Origin of the sequence: Mycolicibacterium gilvum, from assembly GCF_900454025.1 — a bacterium.
GTDB lineage: Bacteria > Actinomycetota > Actinomycetes > Mycobacteriales > Mycobacteriaceae > Mycobacterium > Mycobacterium gilvum.
In genome coordinates this window covers 4923331-4946124 of record NZ_UGQM01000001.1, presented here as the reverse complement: position 1 = coordinate 4946124, position 22794 = coordinate 4923331, and the positions used below count along the sequence as shown (strand labels likewise).

Below are 22794 nucleotides of genomic sequence, written 5' to 3'. Positions count from 1 at the left end.
CGGGAGCGGAACCGGCGGGAAGCTGTTGACCTCAATGTTTGTTGAGGTCCTACGGTGATGACATGAGCTTGGAGACGGTGGCCCGGCAGAGTCTGTACCGGCAGACCCACTCGCGGGGCGGTGACCTGCACGCGCTGGCCGATCGGCGGCTTCTCGGCCGGATCTGGCGGTTCGCCGCGCGGCACCATCGCAGGCTGGCGGTGTTCGTCGGCGTCAGCGTGCTCGGTGCGGTGCTGACGGTCGCGACCCCGTTGCTTGCCGGCCGGGTGGTCGACGAGATCACCGGCGGGGGCAGTGCGCGGGTCGTCGTCCTGATCGGCGTCGTCATCGCGGTCGTCGCCCTCGCCGAGGCGGGTGTGGCGCTGGTGACGCGGTGGCTGTCGTCGACCATCGGGGAGGGCCTGATCCTGGATCTGCGGACGGCGGTCTTCGACCACGTCCAGCGGATGCCGGTCGCGTTCTTCACCCGCACCCGGACGGGTGCGCTGGTGAGCCGGTTGGGCAACGACGTGATGGGTGCGCAGCGGGCATTCTCCGACACGCTGTCCGGCGTGGTCGCCAATGTGGTCACCCTGACGCTGACCCTGGTGGTGATGCTGAGCATCTCCTGGCAGATCACGGTGCTGGCCCTGATCGTGCTGCCGCTGTTCCTGATCCCGGCGCGGCGCATCGGGGCGGCGATGGCACGGCTGTCACGGGAGGCGGCCGCCCACAACGCGACCATGAACACCCAGATGACGGAGCGTTTCTCAGCGCCGGGCGCCACGCTGGTGAAGTTGTTCGGCGACGTCGCCTCCGAGTCGCGCGAGTTCGGGGTGCGGGCCGGGCGGGTCCGCGACATCGGGGTGCGTACCGCGATGCTGCAGGCGACGTTCATGAACTCACTGACGCTGATGTCGGCGCTGGCGCTGGCGCTGGTGTACGGGCTCGGCGGAGCGCTCGCGATCGGCGGGCAGCTACAGGCCGGGGCGATCGTGTCGCTCGCGCTGCTGTTGACCCGGCTGTACGCCCCGCTGACCGCGCTGGCGAACGCCCGCGTCGAGATCGCAACCGCGTTGGTGAGCTTCGAGCGGGTTTTCGAGGTCCTCGATCTCGTTCCGCTGATCCGTGAACGGCCCAGCGCGGTGGAGGTGCCCTCGGGGCCGGTCGCCGTGGAATTCGACGACGTCCGCTTCTCCTATCCCGCCGCCGATCAGGTGTCGCTGGCCTCGCTGGAGGAGGTCGCCGAGCTCGACCACCGCGGCGGCGAGGAGGTTCTGCACGGCGTCTCGTTCACCGCCGAACCCGGGCAGGTCGTCGCGCTCGTCGGGCCGTCCGGGGCGGGCAAGTCGACGATCGCGGCGCTGCTGGCCCGGCTCTATGACGTCACCGGTGGTGTTGTGCGCCTCAACGGCACCGACATCCGGGACACGACGTTCGCGTCGCTGAAGTCCACGGTCGGGATGGTCACCCAGGACGGTCATCTGTTCCACGAGTCCATCCGGTCGAACCTCACGCTGGCGGCGCCGCAGGCCGGCGACGACGAGATCTGGGAGGCGTTGCGGCGCGCGCGCCTCGACGACGTGGTCGCCGCGATGCCCGACGGGTTGGACACCGTGGTCGGCGAGCGCGGCTACCGGCTCTCCGGTGGTCAGCGTCAGCGCCTCACCATCGCGCGGGTGCTGCTCGCGTCTCCGCAGGTGGTGATCCTCGACGAGGCGACGGCGTCGCTGGACTCGGAGTCCGAGGCCGCGGTGCAGCAGGCACTGGCCGAAGCGCTCACCGGACGCACGTCGATCGTGATCGCGCACCGGCTCTCGACGGTGCGGGCCGCCGACGTGATCCTGGTCGTCGAGGACGGACACATCGTGGAGCGCGGCACCCACGACGATCTGCTCGCCCGCGGCGGACGCTACGCCGACCTGTATCGCACCCAGTTCGGTCGCACCACCCGCCGAACGTGCGTTCCGGCAGGCCCGCACTCGAACTTCCGCTGCGGGAATGCGGTCTCGGCGAGGGAGTTAACCGCTTGCGGTGAATGGGAAGATGTTCTAAGTGGCTGACTCCCGGACCGACTCCCTGCATGCGGCGCCCGCGATCGGGCCGCCGCCGTCCCGGGTGAGGCCCAGTTCGGACCTGTGGCGGATGATGCCCTATCTGCTGCCCTACCGCGGTCGCTGGATCGTGATGATCGTCGTCGCGCTGGCCAGCCTCGCCGCGACCATCTCGATCCCGTTGATGACCAAGGCCGTCATCGACGGTCCGGTGCGCCAGCAGGACCAGCAGGGACTCTGGTTGGTCGGTGCCGCCGCCCTCGGCGTCGGGGTGACCGAGGCGGTGCTGTGGTTCATCCGTCGCTGGCTGGTCGCGCGCGCGACGATGGGCGTCGAGGCAGACATCCGCAAGCAGCTCTACGCCCGCCTGCAGATCCTGCCGATGTCGTTCCACGGCCGATGGCAGTCCGGGCAGCTGCTGTCGCGAATCATGAACGACCTGAGCACGATTCGCCGTTTCATGTCGTTCGGCCTGATCTTCCTGATGCTCAACGTCCTGCAGATCACCGTCGTCACGGTGATCCTGCTGGTGATGTACTGGCCGCTCGGCGTGGTGGTGCTGGTCTCGATCGTGCCGATCACGCTGACCGTGCTGCACTTCCAGCAGGAGTACACGCGGCTCTCGCGGCTGGCGCAGGATCAGGCGGGCCACGTCGCCACCCATGTCGAGGAAGCCGCGCTGGGTCTGCGGGTGGTGAAGTCGTTCGGCCGTGAGGACTACGTCTACGACCGGTTCGACGAGCAACTGACCGATCTGTACGACACGCAGATCGGCCGGGTGTCGGTATCGGCGAAGTTCTGGACCCTGCTGGAGATCATCCCGAACCTGACGCTGATCATCGTGCTCGGTTTCGGTGCGTACGCCGCCGGGCACGGCCACGTGACGATGGGCACGCTGGTCGCGTTCATCACGATGATGCTGTCCCTGGTGTGGCCGATCGCGTCGCTGGGCTTCCTGCTGTCGATGACCCAGGAGTCGTTCACCGCGGCCAACCGGATCGCCGAGATCTTCGACGCGCCAAAGGATATCGCCGACGGCCCGCGCGAGCAGGCGCCGCGCGGCGGACGGCTGGAACTGGTCGACGTCGGCTTCAGGTTCCCCGACTCGGAGCCGGACAGATGGGCGTTACGCCACGTCACCGTCACCGTGGAACCGGGGGAGACGCTGGCGCTGGTCGGGGCGACGGGTTCGGGCAAGTCGGTGTTGGTGGGGTTGTTGTCGCGGCTCTACGACGTCACCGAGGGGGAGATCAGGGTGGACGCCCAGGACATCCGCGAGTTGTCGCTGAGTGCGCTGCGCGAAACGGTCGCGACCGCGTTCGAGGATCCGACGCTGTTCTCGATGTCGGTTGCCGAGAACCTGAGACTGGGTCGTCCCGATGCGACGGACGAGGACCTGCGACAAGCCGTCGAGATCGCCGCCGCGCAGTTCGTCTACGACCTGCCCTTCGGTCTGGACACCCGGATCGGCGAACAGGGCATGAGTCTGTCCGGCGGTCAGCGGCAACGTCTTTCGCTGGCACGCGCGATCCTGACCAGGCCCCGGATCCTGGTCCTCGACGACACGCTCTCGGCGCTCGATGTGCACACCGAGGCCGTCGTCGAGGAAGCGCTGCGACGTGTCCTGCACGAGGTGACCGGCATCGTCGTGGCGCATCGCGCGTCGACGGTGCTGCTGGCCGACCGGGTGGCGCTGCTGCAGAACGGCACCGTCACCCACGTCGGCACCCACGCCGAACTGCTCGCCGGCGTACCCGAGTACCGGTATCTGCTGGCGGCCGACGACGAACTCGACGACGGCAGCGAACGCGAATGTGACTGGGAGAGAGACGAAGAACGCGCCCGGCTGGATCACGAGGTGCTCGACGGCGACGTGCGGGAGCGAGAGATGCTGGAGCGTCGCTCATGACCGAGACGAACTGGCGCGGCAAGTTCGACGAGAGCGCCGACCTCCCGATCGACGAGACCGTCCCCCGACAGCGGGAGGCCCGGGCGCTGCTCGGGTCGCTGCTGCGGCCGTACCGGTGGGCGGTGGTGCTGCTCGCGGTCGTCGTCGTGGTGGAGAACGCCGCGCGCCTGTCGGTTCCGATTCTCGTGCAGAAGGGCATCGACGACGGCATCCCTCCGCTGCTCGAGGGCGGGCCGGCCATCACCCTGATGACGATCGTGGCCACGCTGTGCGGTGTGGTCGTCGTCCAGGCGGTCGGGCGGATGTACTTTCTGCGCCGCTCGGGCCGGATCGGACAGAAGGTGCTCCTCGAGCTGCGCCGCCGGGTGTTCCGGCACTTCGGGCGACTGGACATCGCGTTCCACGACCGCTACACCTCCGGTCGGGTGGTGAGCCGGTCCACCAACGACGTCGAGGCGATCCAGGACATGCTGGAGACCGGTTTCGACAGCCTGATCACCGCGGTGCTGACGATGGTGGGCACGGCGGTGCTGCTGGTGGTGCTCGACGTGAAGCTCGGCCTGATGTGTCTGGTCGCGTTTCCCGTCCTGGTGCTTCTGGTGTGGTGGTTCCAGCGGGAGTCGTCGAAGACCTACCGCGAGGTGCGCGAGATCTCCGCGCTGGTGATCGTGCAGTTCGTCGAGACGATGACCGGTATCAAGGCGGTCCAGGCCTACCGGCGCGAGCCGCGCAATCAGCAGATCTTCGAGGACGTCGCTGACCGGTACCGCGAGATCAACGAGCGGACGTTCAAGCTGCTCGCGGTGTTCATGCCCGGCGTGAAGCTGGTCGGCAATCTGACCACCGGTGTGGTGCTGCTCTACGGCGGCTACCGCGCGTTGCACGGCGAGATGACGATCGGCACGCTCACCGCATTCCTGCTGTACCTGCGGATGTTCTTCGAGCCCATGCAGGAGATCTCGCAGTTCTTCAACACATTTCAGTCCGCGTCCTCGGCGTTGGAGAAGCTCGCCGGGGTGCTCGCGGAGAAGCCGGGCATCAGCGATCCCGCCAAGCCGGTGCGTGTCGACGAGGTCCGGGGTGAGGTCGCCCTGCTCGACGTGCATTTCGCCTACGTGCCCGGGCGTCCCGTCCTGCCCGGTCTCGATCTGGTGATCCCCGCGGGACAGACCGTCGCCCTGGTCGGTACCACGGGGGCGGGCAAGACGACGATCGCGAAGCTGATCACCCGGTTCTACGACCCGGGCTCGGGCACGGTCAGCCTCGACGGCGTCGACCTCAGGGACATGTCGCAGGCCGATCTTCGCCGCCACGTCGTGATGGTCACCCAGGAGAACTTCATGTTCGGCGGCACGATCGCCGACAACATCCGGTTCGGCAGACCCGGGGCCACCGACGACGAGGTGCGTGCCGCCGCCCGCGCGGTGGGGGCGCACACCTTTATCGACGTCCTGCCCGACGGGTATGACACCGACGTCGCCAAGCGCGGTGGACGGTTGTCGGCAGGGCAGCGGCAGCTGGTCGCCTTCGCGCGCGCGTTCCTCGCCGACCCGGCGGTCCTGATCCTCGACGAGGCGACGTCGTCGCTCGACATCCCGAGCGAGCGTCTGGTGCAGCGGGCGTTGGAGACGGTGCTCGCCGACCGGACCGCGGTCGTCATCGCGCATCGGCTCTCGACGGTGCAGATCGCCGACCGGGTACTGGTGCTCGAACACGGTCGCATCGTCGAGGACGGTCCGCCCGAGGAGTTGACCGCGCGCGAGGGCGGTCACTACGCCGCGCTGCACCGGTCGTGGGTGCAGTCCCTGGCCTGAGTGTCGCGAAACTGCCGCCACGGTAGCTGTTTCGCCGCCGGCACTACCGTGAGGGCGGTCTCGCGGCCTACCGGAAGTCGTCGAAGAACGCCGCGACATCGTCGACGAACGACGACGGCTGCTCGAACGCGGCGAAATGCCCGCCGCGGGGCATCGTCGTCCACCGGGTGATGGTGTAGTTGCCCTCGCACCAGTGCCGGGGCGAGCGCAGGATCTCCTTCGGGAAGGACGCGACCCCGGTGGGCAGCGTGACGGGGTCGCCACCGCCGAAGGCGCCGAAGCTCTCCCAGTACAGCCGCGCCGACGACGCGCCGGTGGCGGTGGCCCAGTACAGCATCACGTTGTCGAGCAGTTCGTCTTTGGTCAGCACGTTCTCGGGATGGCCGTCACAGTCCATCCACGACCAGAACTTCTCGACGATCCACGCCATCTGGGCCACCGGCGAGTCGACGAGCCCGTAACCCAGTGTCTGCGGTCGCGTCGCCTGCTGCTTCGAGTAGCCCGAGTCCCACTTCTGGTAGTAGCCAAGCCTTTCCAACGCTGCGACCTCGTCGGCGTCGGGGTCGGACAGTGACTTCGGGGGACGTCCGAACGGCATGTTGGTGTGGATCGCGACGCAGTGCCCGACGTTGCGGCCGATCTGCGTGGTGACCGCCGCGCCCCAGTCGCCGCCCTGGGCGCCGTACCGGTCGTATCCCAGCCGCACCATCAGTTCGTCCCAGGCGGCGGCAATGCGTTCGACGCCCCACCCGGTGGCGGTCGGCTTGCCGGAGAAGCCGTATCCGGGCAGCGAGGGGCACACGACGTGGAAGCCGGCCTCGGTCAGCGGGGCGATCACCTTCTGGAACTCCACGATCGAGCCGGGCCAGCCGTGGGTGATGATCAGCGGGAAAGCGTCGGGGCGCGGCGAGCGCTGATGGACGAAATGGATGTCGAGGCCGTCGATCTCGGTGGTGAACTGGTCGAACCGGTTCAGCATGGATTCCCGTGAGCGCCAGTCATATTCGTTGGCCCAGTAGTCTGCCAACTCGCGGGTGTACGCCAGCGGGATGCCCTGGCTCCAGTCGTCGACACACTCGGGCTCCGGCCAGCGGGTGCGCTGCAGCCGTTCGGCGAGGTCGGTGAGTACTGAATCGGGCACATCGATGCGGAACGGCTGAATGTGGGCCATGGCACATCCTGGCATCAGGATAATCGGAGGGTGTGGGGACCCCGTTGCTCGTCCTGATCGCCGCCACCACCCTGGCCGCTTGCGTCGCGCTCGGCGGGGCCGTCTACGAGTCGGTGGTGGTCGATCCATCCTGGCCGAAGCGGCCCGGCATCATCCAGTCGCGAAACGGCGGGATCTCCCGGGTACGGTTCTGGCTCCCGGCGCCCATCGTGTTCGAGATCCTGCTCGTCGTGACGCTGATTCTCACGTGGGATGCGCCGCGCGTCGGTGCGGCGCTGGTGGTGGCGCTGGTGAGTCACGCGACGATGCGGCTGTGGGCACTGTTCGACCTGGTCCCCAAGGCGGCCGACTTCGAGCGGAGGAACCCCGCCGACGTCGACGAGGCGGCCGCGCTCCGGTGGACCCGACGCAGCATGGCGCGCATACCTCTGATGCTGGTCACGTCGTGCGCGATGCTGGCCGCGCTCGCGGTGGCGTGACGCACCGACCCCAATTCGTGCCACTGTCAACGATTTAGCGATACGCGCACCGTGGTGTGGTGGGATTGCCTGGTGTCAGACGCACCGGCTGCCGAGCTCGCGATCACTGCGCGGGCGCTCACGTTGAATGGCCCGGCAGGGCCGCTCTACGGTCCTGTGGATCTCGACGTCGACGAAGGCGGCGTGACCGTGCTGGTGTGCCCTCCCGGCGTCGGCCGCACGGCGTTGCTGCTGACCCTGGCCGGACGCATGCGACCCACGTCGGGCCGTCTGAGCGTCTTGGGCCGGACCGGAGCGCGCAGCATCTTCGGGATCGCCGCGGTGGCCGCGGTCGACGGTGTCGACGACGTCGCGCAGACGGCCACCGTCGGCGAGCTGGTGACGGAGAAGATGCGCTGGGATGCCCCGTGGTACAGAGCGATTCGCCGAGCCGACGACGCCGAGGTGGCCGGGTTCTGCGGGCCCGTGTTCGGAGATCTGCCGATACCGGCGGCGACGGCGCCGGTCGAGGAACTCGGCGAGCTCGACGCGATGCTGTTGCTCATCGCGTTGGCTAACTCGGTCCGGCCGGCGCTGCTGGTCGTCGGGGGTATCGACCGCGTCGCCGAGGACGGGAGCCGCGATCTGCTGGTGCAGCGCCTCGCCGCGCTCGGTGACCGGCAGACGATCGTCACCGCCGGGGCCAACGGCGTCAGCGGTCACGCGGTACGCCAGATCGTCGTCGGGACCATCACCCGCCCCGAGTGGGCGGGCGATCCGGGAGGTGTCGCCTGATGGCGCTTGCGGGGATGTCGCTGGGCACCGATCTCTCGCGGTACTTCCACGGCCGGCTGCCGCGGATCGCGCTGGCCACGATCATCGTGATGCCGCTGCTGTACGGCGCGATGTACCTGTGGGCGTTCTGGAACCCGTTCGCCGAGGTCAACAAGGTTCCGGTGGCGCTGGTCAACGAGGACCGCGGCGCGTCGGCGCAGGGACAGGACCTGCGGGCCGGCGATGAGGTCGCGCGGGCGTTGATCGATTCCGGCCAGCTGCACCTGACCGAGATGTCAGCTCAGGAGGCCGCCGAGGGTGTAGCGGCAGGCGATTACTACTTCTCGATCACGCTGCCGGAGGACTTCAGTGCGAGCGTCGCGTCCCCGTCGGGTGGCGATCCGCGGCAGGCGACGATCCGGTTCACCTTCAACGACGCCAACAACTACCTCGCCTCCGTCATCGGCCAGAACGCCTCCCGTGAGATCGTCAACCAGGTCAACGCCGAGATCGGTGAGCGGTCCGTCGGCACGGTGGTGACGGGCCTGACCGATGCGGGGCAGGGCCTGCAGCAGGCCGCCGACGGTGCGCAGCAGCTCGCGACGGGTCTCGGCACGGCCGACGACGGGGCTCGTCGGTTGGCCGGCGGTGCCGACACGCTGTCCTCCGGTCTGAACACCGCGCAGGACGGCTCGGCCGAGTTGGCTGCCGGGACACAGCGATTGGCCACGTCGATCGACAAGACGACGGGACCGTTGCTGGAAATGCTCGACCGGGTCGGTGCCGTGGGGTTGAACCCCGACGACGTGGCTGTCGCCGCGCAGCACCTCTCCGGTGCGGTCCGTTCGACCACGGACCGCCTCGCAGCCCTGAACGTCAACACCGCGCAGGCCGCCGCGATCGTCGACCACTCTGTCGGATTTCTGCAGTCCAGTCCCGACCCGGCGGTGCGCGACGCCGGGCACGCCCTCGCCGGCGCACAACGTCTGCTGCGCGCGCAGGGTATCGACCCGACCACCGACGAGGGTCTGATCCGTCTGCGCGACAGCGCTTCCCGGTTGGAGAGCGAGTTGGGCGACCCGCAGAGCACGCTGCGGGTCTTCCTCGCGCGGGCCCTGAACGGGGGACTGCGGTCCGATGTCGCCTCGCTCAGAGACGGGGTGGATCAGTTGAACTCGGGCGCTCAGCGGCTCGCCGACGGCCTGGTGCAGCTGGCCGGTGGTGGGCGTGAACTCGCGGCCGGGGCACACGATCTGGCCGAGGGGACCGGGAAGTTGCGGGCCGGCGGGCAGGAGTTGGCCACCAGGTTGCGCGACGGCAGCACACAAATCCCCTCGTGGACACCGCAGCAACGCACCGAGGTGGCCCGGACCCTGGCCGCGCCGGTGGGCGCCGATCTGGTGACCGACAATCCGGCGCCCACCTTCGGCACGGGCTTCGCACCGTTCTTCCTTCCACTGGCCCTGTTCATCGGCGCGTTGATCGTGTGGATGCTGTTGTCGCCGTTGCGATCCCGACCGATCGTCAACGGGCTGGGCGCGTTGCGGGTGGTGCTGGCCTCGTTCTGGCCCGCGTTGCTGGTCGTGGTGTGCCAGGTGTTCGTGATGTATGTCGTGGTGCACTTCGGGGTCGGGTTGCAGGCGAAGCATCCGGTGGCGACGGTCGGTTTCCTGGTGCTGATCGGTGGCACGTTCCTGGCGCTGATCCAGGCGTTCAACGCGCTGTTCGGGGTCGCCGTCGGCCGGGTGGTCACGCTGGCATTCCTGATGCTGCAGCTGGTCTCGGCGGGTGGCATCTATCCGGTCGAGACGACGGCGAAGCCGTTCCAGATCCTGCACCCGTTCGACCCGATGACCTATGCGGTCAACGGGCTACGCCAGTTGACCGTCGGCGGCGTCGACTCCCGGCTGTGGGTCGGGATCGGCGTGCTGGCCGGGCTGCTCGCCGCGTCGCTGGCGACCAGTGCGTGGGCTGCCAGACGGAATCGGCAGTACACGGTGGACCGGCTCCGGCCACCTATCGAGGTGTGACGCCCCGTCCGGTCGGTTCTGGCCTACGCAAGGACCCAGCTAACCGAAAGTGAACGTCTCGTGAGGGTCTGCGCGAGATCAGCGTTGACCAGCGGTGAAAAGAACGCCTGTGAGCTGGGCAGATGGTTCGGCAGCTGGAGCCCAAGCGGTCTAGACCAGTAACTTACCCTGAAGTCAGAAAAATTGATGAAACCGCAAATAAGTCAACTTACTTTGCAGTAATGTTCCCGGCGCCTTGATCATTTCGACAAAGAGGAGCCATATGTACACCACTCTCCGTCCGTATGCGACCGCCGGCGTAGCGATGCTGGGCGCGAGTGCCATCGCCATCGCGCCCGTGGTGGTGACCCCGACGTTGCCCGACCTCAAGGTGGTCAGCACGGGGGTGCAGCTGAACGCGGCGATCGACCCGTTGACACCGCTGCTGGAGCTCTTCAATTCCTCCGAGGTCAACGTCGCCGCTCTGGTGGACGCGTGGTTGGAGGCGCCGGCGCCGATCCTGCAGCAGATCATCGCCAACCAGATCGGCTACCTCGGTCAGCTCCCCGACATCGGCGCGATCCTCGGGCAGATGGGGACGAATCTGGTGGCCGGGTTGCGCTCGCCGTTCGCCGAGGATCCGAGCACGCTGGAGCCCCTGCACGCGTCCATCTACGAGCTGATCGTCGACGGAATTCCGGGGGCGATCGAGCCCGCGCCGCCGCAGCTGGTCCCGCTGCTGGAGTTCACCACGACCTATCTCAGCGGCGTCCTGGTCGGCCTGGCGGGCCTGGTGATGAACCCGGTGCTCGCGCTGGGCGGCGGCATCCACTCGGTGTTCCAGAGCCTGATCGGTGAGGACGCGGACCTCGGTGCTGCCATCAACACGCTGATCAACATCCCCACCGCCATGGCGGACGCATTCCTCAACGGCGGTCAGTCGATGGTGGTGACGCCGCTGCTCACCGCACTCGGCCTGGAGCTGCCGATTCCGGGCATGGAGGTCGAGCTGAACTTCGGCGGGCTGCTCAGCCCCGGGGGCTCGATGTTCAACAGCCTCAACCTGGTCTTCGGTCCGGGCGACGAGCTGCCCGGACAGGGCGCCGGGTTGATCGGCTCGCTGGTCGCGCTGTCGAAGGTCATCGCGAAGGCCATCGGTTGGGACGGGGAGGGCAACCCGCTGGCCCCGCCGCTGACCCCGCAGTCCACGCTGCGCGAGGCGACGGACACCTCGTTGGCGTCGGTGTCGACGGTGACCCTGGAAACGGGGACCGCCGCGGTTGTCGGCGCCGCCGAGGACGCGGAGAGTGCGTCAGGCGGCTCGGCCCCCGAATCCTCCACAGCGCCGGCGGTTTCCGAGGACCAGGACGGGGAAGGAGTCGCCGAAGAGGACGACACGACCGCATCCGACGAGGCCGTCAACGACGAGGTCGAGACGGTCGAGGAGGAGGCTGAGGAAGTCGAGGAAGTCGAGGAAGTCGAGGAGGCCGAGGTGGCCGACACCGACGTCGAGACCGAAGCCGAAACCGAGACCGAGAAGACCGAGGCAGAGAAGGCCGAGACCGAGAGCGGGACCGACGCGGGCGCCGAGTAGACCCCACGCCGAAATTGCATTCCAGCAGGCGCCTACTCGCACTTTTGCTGCGTAGTCGCAATCTCGGCTGAAGAGCTACGCCAACCCGATGCGGCGATAGCGCTCGAGGCGGGACACCGACCGTTCCGCCTCGGGCGCGAAACGCAGCCGATGCAGTTCCACGGCGATCGTGGCCGACAGCCGCTCGATGAAGGCGCGGGGCTCGTCGGCGGCATCGGGATGCTCGGGCACGACGGCGTCGACGATGCCGTCGCGCAGCAGGTCAACCGAGCGAATACCCTGTGCCGCAGCGAGTTCCGGAGCGTGGTCGACATCGCGGAACACGATCGCGCTAGCCCCCTCGGGCGGTAGCGGGGCGAGCCAACCGTGCAGCGCGGCCAGGACGCGATCGGCCGGCACCATGGCCAGCGCAGGGCCGCCGCTGCCCTGACCGAGCAGGACCGACACCGTCGGTGTGTCCAGTGTGACGAGTTCGGCCAGGCAGCGCGCGATCTCGCCGGCCAGTCCACCCTCTTCGGCCTCGGTCGACAGCGCGGGGCCGGCGGTGTCGATGACCAGCACCAGCGGCAGCTTCAGGCTTGCGGCGAGCGCCATGCCGCGGCGGGCCTCGCGCAGCGCGGCGGGCCCGACCAGCCCGCCCACCACGCGCTGCTGGCCGAGCACGACCGCGGGTTGATTACCGAAGCGGGCCAGCGCCAGCATCATGGTGGCCGACTCGCCCTGGCCCGTCCCGGACAGCAGCACGCGTTCGGTGGCGCCGTGGCGCAGCAGGAAGCTGACGCCCGGCCGGTCCGGTCGCCGCGAGATCTCCACCGAATCCCAGGCGGGGATGTCGGGCAGAACCTCGGGCTCGGGGGCCGCGGGCGGTGGTCCCGGCGCATCGGCGACGACCTTCAGCGTGCGGTCGACCGTGGCGCGCAGCACCCCGAGCGGGACGACCGCGTCGATCACCCCGTGGCGTTGCAGGTTCTCGGAGGTCTGGACGCCGGACGGGAACGGCTCACCGTAGAGGTGCTCGTAGACCCGGGGCCCGAGGAATCCGATCAGGGCGTCCGGCTCGGCCGCGGTGACGTGCCCGAGTGAGCCCCAGGACGCGAACACCCCGCCGGTCGTCGGATGGCGCAGATACACCAGGTAGGGCAGATTACCCTTCTTGTGCAGTTCGACGGCGGCGGCGATCTTGACCATCTGCAGGAACGCGACGGTGCCCTCCTGCATTCGCGTGCCGCCGGAGCTGGGGGAGGCCAGCAGAGGCAGACCCTCGGCGGTCGCGCGCTGCACGGCGGCGGTGATCCGTTCGGCGGCGGCCACGCCGATGGATCCCGCCAGGAAGTCGAACTCACACGCGATCAGCGCCACGCGCCGCCCGAACACCCGCCCCTCACCGGTGACCACGGACTCGTCGAGACCGGTCGCGTCGGCTGCTGCGGCCAGCTCGGCGCGGTATTCGGCGGAGGTCACGACGGGGATGGGAGGACGGTCCCAGCTGAGGAAAGAGCCCTCGTCGAGGACTGCGTCGCGCAGGGCGAGGGCTCCGATCCGGCTCACATCCAGAAGGCTAACTACTCTGGGGCCATGATTGGAGTGACGCGGGACGGCCACGTGATGACGCTGGAGTTGCAGCGCCCCGAGCGGCGCAACGCGCTCAACGTCGAGATCGTGGACGGTTTGCGCGACGCGATCGAGAAGGCGGCGACCGAAGATGTCCGCGCGATCGTGCTGACCGGCGCCGGCCACGTGTTCAGCTCAGGCGCCGACCTGTCCGGCGGTCAGGGGGTGGCCGACGAGCTTCCCGAGAAGGCCAAGGCGCTCAACGTGGCGATCGACAGGGCGCCGGTCCCGGTGATCGGGGCGATCAACGGCCCGGCGATCGGCGCCGGGGTGATCCTGTCGATGATCTGCGATCTGCGGGTCGTCGCGCCGGACGCGTACTTTCAGTTCCCGGTCGCGAAATACGGTATCGCGCTGGACAACTGGAGCATCCGGCGGTTGACGTCGCTGGTCGGCGCGGGACGGGCCCGCGGCATGCTGCTGGCCGCCGAACGCCTCACCGCCGACGTCGCGCTGCAGACCGGCATGGCCAACCGGATCGGCACCCTCGCCGACGCGCAGGCCTGGGCCGGCGAGATCGCCGGTTTCGCACCGCTGGCGCTGCAGCATGCCAAGCGGGTGCTCAACGACGACGGCGCCTACGAGGAACCGTGGCCGGCCCACAAAGAGCTCTACGACCGAGCATGGACGAGCGAGGACATCATCGAGGCACAGGTGGCGCGCATCGAGAAGCGCCCGCCGAGGTTCAAGGGCGCCTGATGGTGGTCCGGACTGCGCTTCGCTTCGGCTTCGGGACGACGTCGCTTCTGGCCGGCGGGTGGGTGCTGCGCGCACTGCACGGCACCCCGGCGTCCCTCGGCGCCACACCTGCCGAGATCGCCCCGGTGGCCCGGCGCTCTCCGCACTACAAGGACGGCAGGTTCGTCAACCTCGAATCGTCGTCGTCGGGGCTGCCGATGGATCGCGAGCTGCAGCGCAAACTACTGCGCGATCTGGCCAACGCCGGCTCCGCCGGTAAGCCGCCGCGGCCGATACCGCTCAAAGAGCCCCCGACGGTGGAGCCGACGGGCGCCGACGCCGCGGCCAGCTGGTACGGCCATTCCAGTGCGCTGATCGAGGTCGACGGCTACCGGGTGCTGGTGGACCCGGTCTGGAGTGAGCGGTGCTCGCCGTCGCGCACCGTCGGTCCGCAACGGATGCACGACGTCCCGCTGCTGCTGGAGTCGCTGCCCGCCGTCGACGCCGTGGTGATCAGCCACGACCACTACGACCATCTGGACATCGACACGATCATCGCGTTGGCCCGCACCCAGCGGGCGCCGTTCGTGGTGCCGCTCGGTATCGGTGCGCACCTGCGCAAGTGGGGGATACCGTCCCGCCGGATCGTCGAGCTCGACTGGCACGAAGGACACCGCATCGGCGATCTGACGCTGATCTGCACCCCGGCCCGGCACTTCTCCGGCCGGCTGTTCTCACGGGACACCACCCTGTGGGCCTCCTGGGTGATCACCGGGCCGAGCCACAAGGCGTTCTTCGGCGGCGACACCGGCTACACCAAGAGCTTCGCCGACATCGGCGCCCAGTACGGCCCGTTCGACCTGACCTTGATGCCGATCGGCGCGTACCACCCGGCGTTCGCCGACATTCACATGAACCCCGAAGAGGCGGTGCGGGCCCATCTCGACCTCGCCGACCCGGACGCCAGCGTGTTGGTGCCCGTCCACTGGGCGACGTTCCGGCTGGCGCCGCATCCGTGGGCGGAACCGGTCGAACGTCTGGTCACCGCGGCCGAACTCGACGGGGTCCGTCTCGCCGTGCCGATCCCGGGCGAGCGGGTCCTGCCCGGGTCGACATTCGAGCCGTGGTGGCGGCCGTAGGCTGCGTTGACGCAGTACCGTGCTGATCATGAAATCAAGGGTCGGGGCGGTTGCGCTCGTCATGGCCGTCGCACTCCTGGCCGGATGCGCCGCCGAGAGCACCGAACCCGCGGCGTCGAGCACGCCGGCGCCGGGTCCGCTCTCCGATGTGCCGCCGCCGCTGGTGCCGGCGATGCCGTTGCCGGAGAACGCGGTGGCGAATGCGGTGGCGAAGCTGGACGGTCTGGCCGAGGACCTGATGTCGACGTCCGGCGTTCCCGGCATGGCGGTGGCCGTCGTGCATCAGGGAAAGACCGTGTACGCCAAGGGGTTCGGCGTCAAGAACAACACTCAGTCCGACAGCCCCGAGAACCGGGTCGACGCCGACACCGTGTTCCAACTGGCATCGCTGTCCAAACCGCTCAGCGCGACGGTCGTGGCCGCGTTGGTCGGTCAGGATCAGGTCGGCTGGGACACCCCGGTGGTGTCCCGGTTGCCCTGGTTCGCGCTGTCGGACCCGACGACCACGCAGATGGTGACGGTCGGGGACATGTTCTCGCACCGGTCCGGGCTGCCCGACCATGCCGGCGACCAACTCGAAGATCTCGGGTATGACCGCCGTCAGGTCCTCGACCGGCTGCGCCAACTGCCGCTGGCCCAGTTCCGGACGTCCTACGCCTACACCAACTTCGGGCTGACGGCCGGCGCCGAGGCGGTGGCCACGGGTGCCGGCAAGAGCTGGGAGGACCTTGCCGCGGACACGCTGTTGCGACCGCTGGGAATGGGTGTGACGAGCTACCGCTTCGAGGATTACGCATCGCGGCGGGACAGGGCGGTGGGCCACATCCGCATCGACGACGGCTATCAACCGCGCTACGTCCGGGACGCGCAGGCCCAGTCGCCCGCCGGAGGGGCCAGCTCGTCGGTCAACGACATGACGCGCTGGATGGCGATGGTGCTCGCCGAGGGACGCCACGACGGCAACGCGCTGATCGATCCGCAGGCGCTACTGCCCGCGATCAGCCCCCAGGTCACCTCCGCCCCGCCCACCGAACCGGCTATGCGGCCGGGCTTCTACGGATACGGCTTCAATGTGGGCACCACGTCGGCGGCGCGCACACAGCTGAGCCACTCGGGGGCCTTCGAGCTCGGCGCGGCGACCAACGTGCTCTTCCTGCCGTCGGCCGACGTCGCGATCATCGCGCTGACCAACGCCACCCCGACGGGTGTCCCCGAGACGCTGACCGCGCAGTTCGCCGACCTCGTCCAGTTCGGCGAGATACGTCAGGACTGGGCTGCGTTGTACGGCAAGGCTTTCGCCGACATGGACAAACCGGTGGGCTCGCTGGTGGGACAGCAGCGTCACGTGAACGCGCAGACCCACGGCCCCCTCGACTCCTACACCGGCGTGTACGGCAACGACTACTGGGGCCCGGCGACCGTCACCGAACGTGACGGACGTCTGCAGCTGGCTCTCGGACCACGTGGCGTCTTCGAGCTCGATGCGTGGGACGGCAACGTGTTCGTGTTCCCAGTCTCGTCGGAGAACGCCCCTCCCGGAACGGTTTCGGCGGCGACCTTCGACGGCGGTGCGCTGACGCTGGAGTACTTCGACCAGGAGGGCAACGGGGTGTTCGTCCGATGAGCGCGCCCAGCGACAGCCGGGCACCGAAATCCACCTTTTGCAGACGAAGTGCGAGTAACCGTCTGCAAAAAGTGGATTTGGGGACGATCGGCGGCCCAGCGGCGGGACGATCCCGATGAGCGCGCCCAGCGACAACCTCGTGGCGGGGCTCTCCGATGCCGAGGTCGCCGCCCGCGTCGCCGAGGGAAAGACCAACGACGTCCCGACCCGGGCAGCGCGCAGCGTCTCGGAGATCATCCGCGGCAACGTCTTCACGCGGATCAACGCGATCCTCGGTGTGCTGTTCGTCATCGTGCTCTCGACCGGCTCGCTCATCAACGGCGCCTTCGGTCTGCTGATCATCGCCAACAGTGCCATCGGGATCATCCAGGAGTTGCGCGCCAAACAGACACTGGACAAGCTCGCGATCGTCGGGCAGGCGAAACCGTTGGTACGCAGGCAGTCCGGGACCCAGCCGATGCCACCGAGTGAGGTGGTGCTCGACGACGTCATCGAGCTGGGGCCCGGAGATCAGATCGTGGTCGACGGGGTGATCCTGGAGGAGACCAACCTCGAGGTCGACGAATCCCTGCTCACAGGCGAGGCCGACGCCATCGCCAAGGACGCCGGTGACCATGTGATGTCGGGGAGCTTCGTCGTCGCGGGCAGCGGCGCCTACCGCGCGACCAAGGTGGGACGCGAGGCCTACGCGGCCAAGCTCGCCGAAGAGGCCAGCAAGTTCACGCTGGTCAGATCGGAACTGCGCAACGGCATCAATCAGATTCTGCGGTTCATCACCTATCTGCTGATCCCTGCGGGCGCGTTGATCATCTACACCCAGCTGTTCACCACCGACTCCGGTTGGCGGGAGTCGGTGCTGCGCATGGTCGGAGCGCTGGTTCCGATGGTGCCCGAAGGTCTGGTGCTGATGACGTCGATCGCGTTCGCGGTCGGGGTGATCCGGCTGGGACGGCGGCAGTGTCTGGTGAACGAGTTGCCCGCGATCGAGGGCCTGGCCCGGGTCGACGTGGTGTGCGCCGACAAGACGGGAACGTTGACCGAGAACGGGATGCGGGTCAGCGACCTCAAGGTGCTCGAGTCCCGCTCGGTCACCGACGTTCTCGCCCAACTCGCCGCCGACGACGCCCGGCCCAACGCGAGCATGGCCGCCATCGCCGAGGCGTACGCGGTGCCGCCGGGCTGGACGGCGACCGCCACCGCGCCGTTCAAATCCGCGACCAAGTGGAGCGGCGCCTCCTACGCCGAGCACGGCAACTGGGTGATCGGCGCCCCCGATGTGCTGCTGGACCCGGCCTCCCCGGTCGCCGAGGACGCCGAACGCATCGGCGCCCGTGGACTGCGCGTGCTGCTGCTCGGCTCCAGCGACAGGCCCGTCGACGCCCCCGACGCGCCCGGCGTCGTCACGCCCGCGGCGCTGGTGGTCCTGGAACAGCGCGTCCGTCCCGACGCCCGTGGCACGCTGGATTACTTTGCCTCCCAGCATGTCGCCATCAAGGTGATCTCCGGTGACAACGCCGTTTCGGTGGGTGCGGTCGCGGGTTCGCTCGGTCTGCAGGGCGAGACGATGGACGCGCGCCGGCTGCCCGAACAGCAGGACGAGCTGGCCGAGACGCTGGAGGAGTGCACGACGTTCGGCCGCGTCCGGCCCGACCAGAAGCGGGCGATGGTGCACGCGTTGCAGTCCCGTGGCCACACCGTGGCGATGACGGGGGACGGCGTCAACGACGTGCTCGCGCTCAAGGACGCCGACATCGGTGTCGCGATGGGTTCGGGGAGCTCGGCCTCGCGGGCCGTCGCGCAGATCGTGTTGCTGGACAACAAGTTCGCCACCCTGCCCTATGTCGTGGGCGAGGGCAGGCGCGTGATCGGCAACATCGAGCGGGTCTCGAACCTGTTCCTCACCAAGACTGTCTATTCGGTGCTGCTGGCGGTGCTGGTCGGACTGGCGGGGTTGTCCGCCGAGATCTTCGACACCGATCCGCTGTTGTTCCCGTTCCAGCCGATCCACGTCACGATCGCGGCGTGGTTCACCATCGGGATCCCGGCGTTCGTGCTGTCGCTGGCACCGAACAACGAACGTGCCCACCCGGGCTTCGTCCGTCGGGTGATGACGGCGGCGCTGCCGTCCGGCGTGGTCGTCGGGATCGCGACGTTCACGTCGTACCTGCTGGCCTATCAGGGACGCGCCGCCACCGAGACCGAGCAGACCCAGGCCTCGACGGCGGCCTTGATCACGCTGCTGGTCGCGGCACTGTGGGTGCTCGCGGTGGTGGCCCGGCCCTACGAATGGTGGCGGGTGGCGCTCGTCTCGATCTCGGCCCTGGCCTACGTCGTGATCTTCAGCATCCCGGCGGCCAGGGAGTTGTTCATCCTCGACCCGACGAACATGACGACGACATCGACAGCACTGGCGATCGGGATCGCCGCCGCGGCGGCGATCGAGGTGCTGTGGTGGGTGCAGGGCCATGTACTGGGCGAACGCCGGAGATTGTGGCGGGCCGCCGATGGGTAGAGTCTGAGCATGGGATTTCTGGATAAAGCCAAAGATCTTCTGTCCAAGAATGCCGACAAGGTCGACACGGTGATCGACAAGGCCGGCAATCTCGTCGACAAGAAGACCCAGGGCAAGTACTCGTCGACAGTCGACAAGGTGCAGGAAGCCGCCAGGAAGGCTGTCGCGGACAACACCGACCAGGGCCGGGTGCCGCCCACCCAGGGTTCGGGTCAGGTGCCGCCGTCGTCGCCCCCGCCGTCGTCTCCTCCGCCTCCGGCCACCCCGCCGCCGCCCGCACCACCGACGGCGCCCCCGACCTCGTAGCGATGGCGAAGCTCTCCGTTTCCGTCGACGTCCCGCTGCCGCCGGAATCGGCGTGGGAGGCCGCCTCGGATCTGTCGCGATACCGCGAGTGGCTGTCCATTCACCGGGTGTGGCGCTCGAAGTTGCCCGAGGTGATCGAGAAGGGCACGGAGCTCGAATCGATCGTCGAGGTGAAGGGCATGCCCAACCGGATGCGCTGGACGGTCGTGCACTACCGGCCGCCGGAGTCGATGACCCTCAACGGGGACGGCAAGGGCGGGGTCAAGGTGAAGCTGATGGGCAGGATCAAGCCCAGCACTGAGGGGGCCATCGTGACGTTCGACGTCCATCTCGGTGGACCGGCGCTGTTCGGCCCGATCGGGATGGTCGTCGCGGGTGCGCTCAAGGGTGACATCCAGGAGTCGCTGGACCGGTTCAAGACGGTGTTCGCACCGTCCTGATCGGTTCTCAGCCGACGGCGAGCGATGCGACGGCCACCTCGATGTCGGTGTCGCCGGAGATGAGCTCGAAGGTCTGACCGGCGGTCTGCGGCGCGTCGAGCACCGCGACCAGCACCGCAGCGACGTCGGCACGCGGGATCTTCCCTCGGCCGGTGTGTTCGGCGATCGCCACCTTTCCGGTGCCGGGGTCGTCGGTGAGTTGACCGGGACGCACGATCGTCGCGTAAAGCTCTGTGCGGGAACGGATCAGGTCGTCGGCGGCGCCCTTGGCGCGCAGATAGGCGACGAATACGTCGTCGGCGGCGTCGTCCGGGGTGTTCGCGTCGGCGCCCATCGCGGAGATCATCAGGTAGCGCTGCACGCCGGCGGCTTCGGCGGCGTCGGCGAGCAGGACCGCCGCGTCCCTGTCGACGGTCTCCTTGCGTGCGGCGCCGCTGCCGGGCCCGGCTCCCGCGGCGAAGATCACCGCGTCCGCGCCGCGCAGGTGGGACGACACGACACCGTTGGTGGTGTCCTCGAGATCGAGGACGACCGGTTCGGCTCCGGTCACGCGCAGGTCGTCCTCGTGCGCGGGATTGCGGATGAGGCCGGCCACCGAGTCGCCGCGCGCGGACAACAGCCGGGAGGTGATCAACGCGATCTTGCCGTGACCACCGGCGATGACGACGCGCATGGGTTACCTCCAGGGTTGCCGCCTGCGTGGCTGCCGGCGGGACAGCACCAACCTACCCATGCCGGCGCCGGCCGCGCCGGATCAGCTTCGCGAACTCGACGGTCGACCGGCGCACCGACTCGAACTCCAGCGACACCAGCAGGGTGTCCACCATCGCGAACGGCAGCGTGGTGGGTACGGCGCCGCGTCCGTATTCGAGGTGCCACGACCCGGGGTGGATGGTCAGCCCGCGCGCGTGCCCGCGCTCCAGGCAGGTGCGGTCCCCGGGGCGCAGCGGCGGCAGCGGGGTGGTGTCGTCGGATTCCAGGTCGTAGGAGTCGATCTGCCCGGCCAACAGGAACTTGTGGATATCGACGTGCTTGTAGCCCGGATTTTGCGTGGTAATTGGTGTGGGTTCGGTGTGATGCCGAGTTGTGTTGTTGGGTAGTGGTTTTCGTGTGGTGGCGTAGAGGTGCTGTCCCGTGTCGCCGGGTGGGGCGGGCTTTCCTGGGGCCTGTGGGTCCTTCATCGTTGATGGGTCCGATGGGGTGGGGTGTTATCCGAAGGCGGTGCGGACGCGGTGCCAGGCGGCGGCGATCGCCGCCGCCCAGCGCCAGGTGGCATCGATGCGTAGCCGCAGTTGGCGGGCGCCGCGGGTGATACGGGCGGCCACGTGCAGGACCCGGTAGCGGAACGTGGTGATCTCGACGCGGGCCAGAGCGCGATCGCTGGCGAACCCGATGAGGCGGGTCCAGGTGACCAGGTCAGCGGCGGCCAGGACGATTTCGAGCCAGGCAGCATTGGCCCAGAAGGAGTGGCAGGGCAGGTTACGCAGCCCGGTGGCTTTGAGTTCGCGGATACGGTCCTCGACGCGGGCGTGCTGGCGGTGCCGTAGTTCCAGACCGGCGACCTGACCGGGTACGACACCCGGTGGTGTGTCGGTGATGAACGCGGTGACCCGCATGCCGTCGGCGTCGGTGAACCGCAACTGCGCGCCGGGGTGGGGGCGTTCTTTACGCAGGATCAGCCGGGTCCCTTCGGGCCAGGAGGCCAGGTTGACCAGGTCGGTGGCTTCAGCGACCCACGCGCCGTCGCGGATCCCGCCGTCGGTGTCGATCGCTGGATACCAGCAATCGCCGAGGTTGAGGGTGTCCACGGCGTCCTGGACGCGGGTATCGACGGGGTACCCGAAGGAGAACCCGGCCCCGGCGGCCCGGCACGCTGCGGCGAATTTGTGGGTGGATCCGGCGGTATCGCAGCGCACCAACACCTTCGGGGCCTCGGGGTTGTCGGGATCGTCGGGGTTGGGCCGCCACGCCGCTGGCAGCGATGCCAAAGCCTGGTGCAGGACGATGATGTGGTCGGAGGCGGTGTTGGAGCCGGCGTTACCGTTGCGCAGCAACCCGGCCAGGGCTTCGCCGCCGGCGATGTCGGGGCGGTCCAGAAACGCCAGCAGCGGGTGCAGCCCGAACGTTTTCTTCCAGGTCGGCGCAGCCCCGGCCTTGTTGTCGGAGTGATCGATCACCAGCGTGGCATCGATGTCGATATGCAGCCAGCCGCCGGTGGTGGGGGCGGCTCCGACAGCCCAGGCCGCTGCCCGCGCCGCGGCTCGGGCTGCGCGCACCCCGGGTAGATGCGCGGCATCGATCCGCTCATCGATCAGCCGCCACATGGTGGTCGTTGAGGCCTTGGCCCCCAGGACGTGCTCCCGGTCACCGCACAGCTGACCGACCGCGTCGATGCAGTCCGCGCCGTCGGCGACCGCGGCCGCCAGATCAGCGAACACCTCCCCAGGCGCATACACCCACGGGCCGCGGTAGGTGTCGGCCAACGCGGCCGTGACCTGCGCCGATAAGCCGGTCCGGTCGGCAAGCTCACGCAGCATGCCCATCCCGGCATGCGACACAACGCCATGGCCGTCGGCGGAAACTTTCACCGGCGATGCCGCCGCGATATTCTTCACCTGCGAAGTGCCTTCCCGTCAGGGTTTTTGAACCGTAGAGAAGTCCAATTATTCCTTGCAGGACAGGCACTTTCGCTTATCTACACACCCCCACAGTCAACATTCCA

At 68.5% G+C, this 22794-nt stretch carries 18 protein-coding genes; 13 read left to right on the top strand and 5 right to left on the bottom strand.

Annotated features, from left to right (window positions below; translation table 11 throughout):
- The first annotated feature begins 62 nt into the window (after positions 1–62).
- The 3 genes from DYE23_RS23210 to DYE23_RS23200 are packed head-to-tail and all read left to right on the top strand — an operon-like array spanning position 63 to position 5756.
- On the top strand, positions 63–2042 hold the full coding sequence (locus tag DYE23_RS23210) for an ABC transporter ATP-binding protein (protein WP_013470874.1): 1980 nt from the start codon (positions 63–65) through the stop codon (positions 2040–2042).
- Positions 2035–3942, top strand: a complete 1908-nt coding sequence (locus DYE23_RS23205; RefSeq protein ID WP_115328286.1) for an ABC transporter ATP-binding protein — start codon at positions 2035–2037, stop codon at positions 3940–3942. Before DYE23_RS23210 ends, DYE23_RS23205 begins: the two co-directional genes overlap by 8 nt.
- The gene (locus DYE23_RS23200; protein WP_011892639.1) at positions 3939–5756 is read left to right on the top strand and encodes an ABC transporter ATP-binding protein; all 1818 of its coding nucleotides are present in this window, start codon (positions 3939–3941) and stop codon (positions 5754–5756) included. Before DYE23_RS23205 ends, DYE23_RS23200 begins: the two co-directional genes overlap by 4 nt.
- Positions 5757–5823: 67 nt before the next feature.
- Here DYE23_RS23200 and DYE23_RS23195 read toward each other — a convergent pair whose 3' ends face one another.
- A complete protein-coding gene (locus DYE23_RS23195) occupies positions 5824–6927 on the bottom strand; it encodes an epoxide hydrolase family protein (protein ID WP_011892640.1) in 1104 nt (367 codons plus the stop codon).
- A 32-nt stretch (positions 6928–6959) separates the two neighbouring features.
- Here DYE23_RS23195 and DYE23_RS23190 point away from each other — a divergent pair, with 32 nt between their 5' ends.
- The 4 genes from DYE23_RS23190 to DYE23_RS23175 all read left to right on the top strand — a co-directional run bounded on the left by DYE23_RS23190 (position 6960) and on the right by DYE23_RS23175 (position 11762).
- Positions 6960–7406 carry a hypothetical protein gene (locus tag DYE23_RS23190; protein ID WP_011892641.1) on the top strand — a complete coding sequence of 149 codons (447 nt, stop codon included), beginning with the start codon at positions 6960–6962 and terminating at the stop codon, positions 7404–7406.
- Positions 7407–7478: 72 nt separating this feature from the next.
- Positions 7479–8180 (top strand): P-loop NTPase family protein, encoded by a 702-nt coding sequence (locus DYE23_RS23185; RefSeq protein ID WP_011892642.1) that lies wholly within the window; start codon positions 7479–7481, stop codon positions 8178–8180.
- Entirely contained in the window at positions 8180–10189 is a 2010-nt protein-coding gene (locus tag DYE23_RS23180) for a YhgE/Pip domain-containing protein (RefSeq protein WP_011892643.1), read from the top strand. The genes DYE23_RS23185 and DYE23_RS23180 overlap by 1 nt, the downstream gene beginning before the upstream one ends.
- A 262-nt stretch (positions 10190–10451) precedes the next feature.
- Positions 10452–11762 (top strand): hypothetical protein, encoded by a 1311-nt coding sequence (locus DYE23_RS23175; protein WP_115328285.1) that lies wholly within the window; start codon positions 10452–10454, stop codon positions 11760–11762.
- A 75-nt stretch (positions 11763–11837) separates the two neighbouring features.
- Here the strand turns inward: DYE23_RS23175 and DYE23_RS23170 are convergent, their stop codons facing one another.
- Positions 11838–13310, bottom strand: a complete 1473-nt coding sequence (locus DYE23_RS23170; RefSeq protein WP_115328284.1) for an acetyl-coenzyme A carboxylase carboxyl transferase subunits beta/alpha — start codon at positions 13308–13310, stop codon at positions 11838–11840.
- Positions 13311–13337: 27 nt separating this feature from the next.
- On the opposite strand from DYE23_RS23170, the gene DYE23_RS23165 reads away from it, so the two are divergent.
- The 6 genes from DYE23_RS23165 (at position 13338) to DYE23_RS23140 (ending at position 20072) form a co-directional block, all read left to right on the top strand.
- On the top strand, positions 13338–14072 hold the full coding sequence (locus DYE23_RS23165) for an enoyl-CoA hydratase (RefSeq protein WP_115328283.1): 735 nt from the start codon (positions 13338–13340) through the stop codon (positions 14070–14072).
- Complete coding sequence (locus tag DYE23_RS23160; RefSeq protein WP_011892647.1) at positions 14072–15190, top strand: MBL fold metallo-hydrolase; 1119 nt, start codon at positions 14072–14074, stop codon at positions 15188–15190. Before DYE23_RS23165 ends, DYE23_RS23160 begins: the two co-directional genes overlap by 1 nt.
- Before the next feature lie 28 nt (positions 15191–15218).
- Positions 15219–16814: a serine hydrolase gene (locus DYE23_RS23155; RefSeq protein WP_011892648.1), complete on the top strand. Its 1596-nt coding sequence runs from the start codon at positions 15219–15221 to the stop codon at positions 16812–16814.
- Positions 16815–16929: 115 nt separating this feature from the next.
- The gene (locus DYE23_RS23150; RefSeq protein ID WP_011892649.1) at positions 16930–19326 is read left to right on the top strand and encodes a cation-translocating P-type ATPase; all 2397 of its coding nucleotides are present in this window, start codon (positions 16930–16932) and stop codon (positions 19324–19326) included.
- Between the two features lie 9 nt (positions 19327–19335).
- Complete coding sequence (locus DYE23_RS23145) at positions 19336–19632, top strand: antitoxin (RefSeq protein ID WP_011892650.1); 297 nt, start codon at positions 19336–19338, stop codon at positions 19630–19632.
- A gap of 2 nt (positions 19633–19634) precedes the next feature.
- Positions 19635–20072: a type II toxin-antitoxin system Rv0910 family toxin gene (locus tag DYE23_RS23140; protein ID WP_011892651.1), complete on the top strand. Its 438-nt coding sequence runs from the start codon at positions 19635–19637 to the stop codon at positions 20070–20072.
- Between the two features lie 7 nt (positions 20073–20079).
- Here DYE23_RS23140 and DYE23_RS23135 read toward each other — a convergent pair whose 3' ends face one another.
- Genes DYE23_RS23135 through DYE23_RS23125 form a run of 3 tightly spaced genes read right to left on the bottom strand, consistent with a single transcriptional unit; the run spans position 20080 to position 22687 of the window.
- A complete protein-coding gene (locus DYE23_RS23135) occupies positions 20080–20745 on the bottom strand; it encodes an NAD(P)H-binding protein (protein ID WP_013470878.1) in 666 nt (221 codons plus the stop codon).
- A 52-nt stretch (positions 20746–20797) separates the two neighbouring features.
- On the bottom strand, positions 20798–21253 hold the full coding sequence (locus DYE23_RS23130; protein ID WP_235660482.1) for an ERG2 family protein: 456 nt from the start codon (positions 21251–21253) through the stop codon (positions 20798–20800).
- A 27-nt stretch (positions 21254–21280) separates the two neighbouring features.
- Positions 21281–22687: an IS1380 family transposase gene (locus tag DYE23_RS23125; protein WP_016341434.1), complete on the bottom strand. Its 1407-nt coding sequence runs from the start codon at positions 22685–22687 to the stop codon at positions 21281–21283.
- Positions 22688–22794: the final 107 nt, after the last annotated feature.

What these genes read in the sequence shown, in the direction of transcription:
- DYE23_RS23165 (WP_115328283.1), top strand. Translation starts at nt 13,338, where the DNA reads ATGATTGGAGTGACGCGGGACGGCCACGTGATGACGCTGGAGTTGCAG.
- DYE23_RS23200 (WP_011892639.1), top strand. Translation starts at nt 3,939, where the DNA reads ATGACCGAGACGAACTGGCGCGGCAAGTTCGACGAGAGCGCCGACCTC.
- DYE23_RS23155 (WP_011892648.1), top strand. Translation starts at nt 15,219, where the DNA reads ATGAAATCAAGGGTCGGGGCGGTTGCGCTCGTCATGGCCGTCGCACTC.
- DYE23_RS23180 (WP_011892643.1), top strand. Translation starts at nt 8,180, where the DNA reads ATGGCGCTTGCGGGGATGTCGCTGGGCACCGATCTCTCGCGGTACTTC.
- DYE23_RS23135 (WP_013470878.1), bottom strand. Translation starts at nt 20,745, where the DNA reads ATGCGCGTCGTCATCGCCGGTGGTCACGGCAAGATCGCGTTGATCACC.
- DYE23_RS23210 (WP_013470874.1), top strand. Translation starts at nt 63, where the DNA reads ATGAGCTTGGAGACGGTGGCCCGGCAGAGTCTGTACCGGCAGACCCAC.
- DYE23_RS23175 (WP_115328285.1), top strand. Translation starts at nt 10,452, where the DNA reads ATGTACACCACTCTCCGTCCGTATGCGACCGCCGGCGTAGCGATGCTG.
- DYE23_RS23150 (WP_011892649.1), top strand. Translation starts at nt 16,930, where the DNA reads ATGAGCGCGCCCAGCGACAACCTCGTGGCGGGGCTCTCCGATGCCGAG.
- DYE23_RS23160 (WP_011892647.1), top strand. Translation starts at nt 14,072, where the DNA reads ATGGTGGTCCGGACTGCGCTTCGCTTCGGCTTCGGGACGACGTCGCTT.
- DYE23_RS23195 (WP_011892640.1), bottom strand. Translation starts at nt 6,927, where the DNA reads ATGGCCCACATTCAGCCGTTCCGCATCGATGTGCCCGATTCAGTACTC.
- DYE23_RS23140 (WP_011892651.1), top strand. Translation starts at nt 19,635, where the DNA reads ATGGCGAAGCTCTCCGTTTCCGTCGACGTCCCGCTGCCGCCGGAATCG.
- DYE23_RS23145 (WP_011892650.1), top strand. Translation starts at nt 19,336, where the DNA reads ATGGGATTTCTGGATAAAGCCAAAGATCTTCTGTCCAAGAATGCCGAC.
- DYE23_RS23130 (WP_235660482.1), bottom strand. Translation starts at nt 21,253, where the DNA reads ATGAAGGACCCACAGGCCCCAGGAAAGCCCGCCCCACCCGGCGACACG.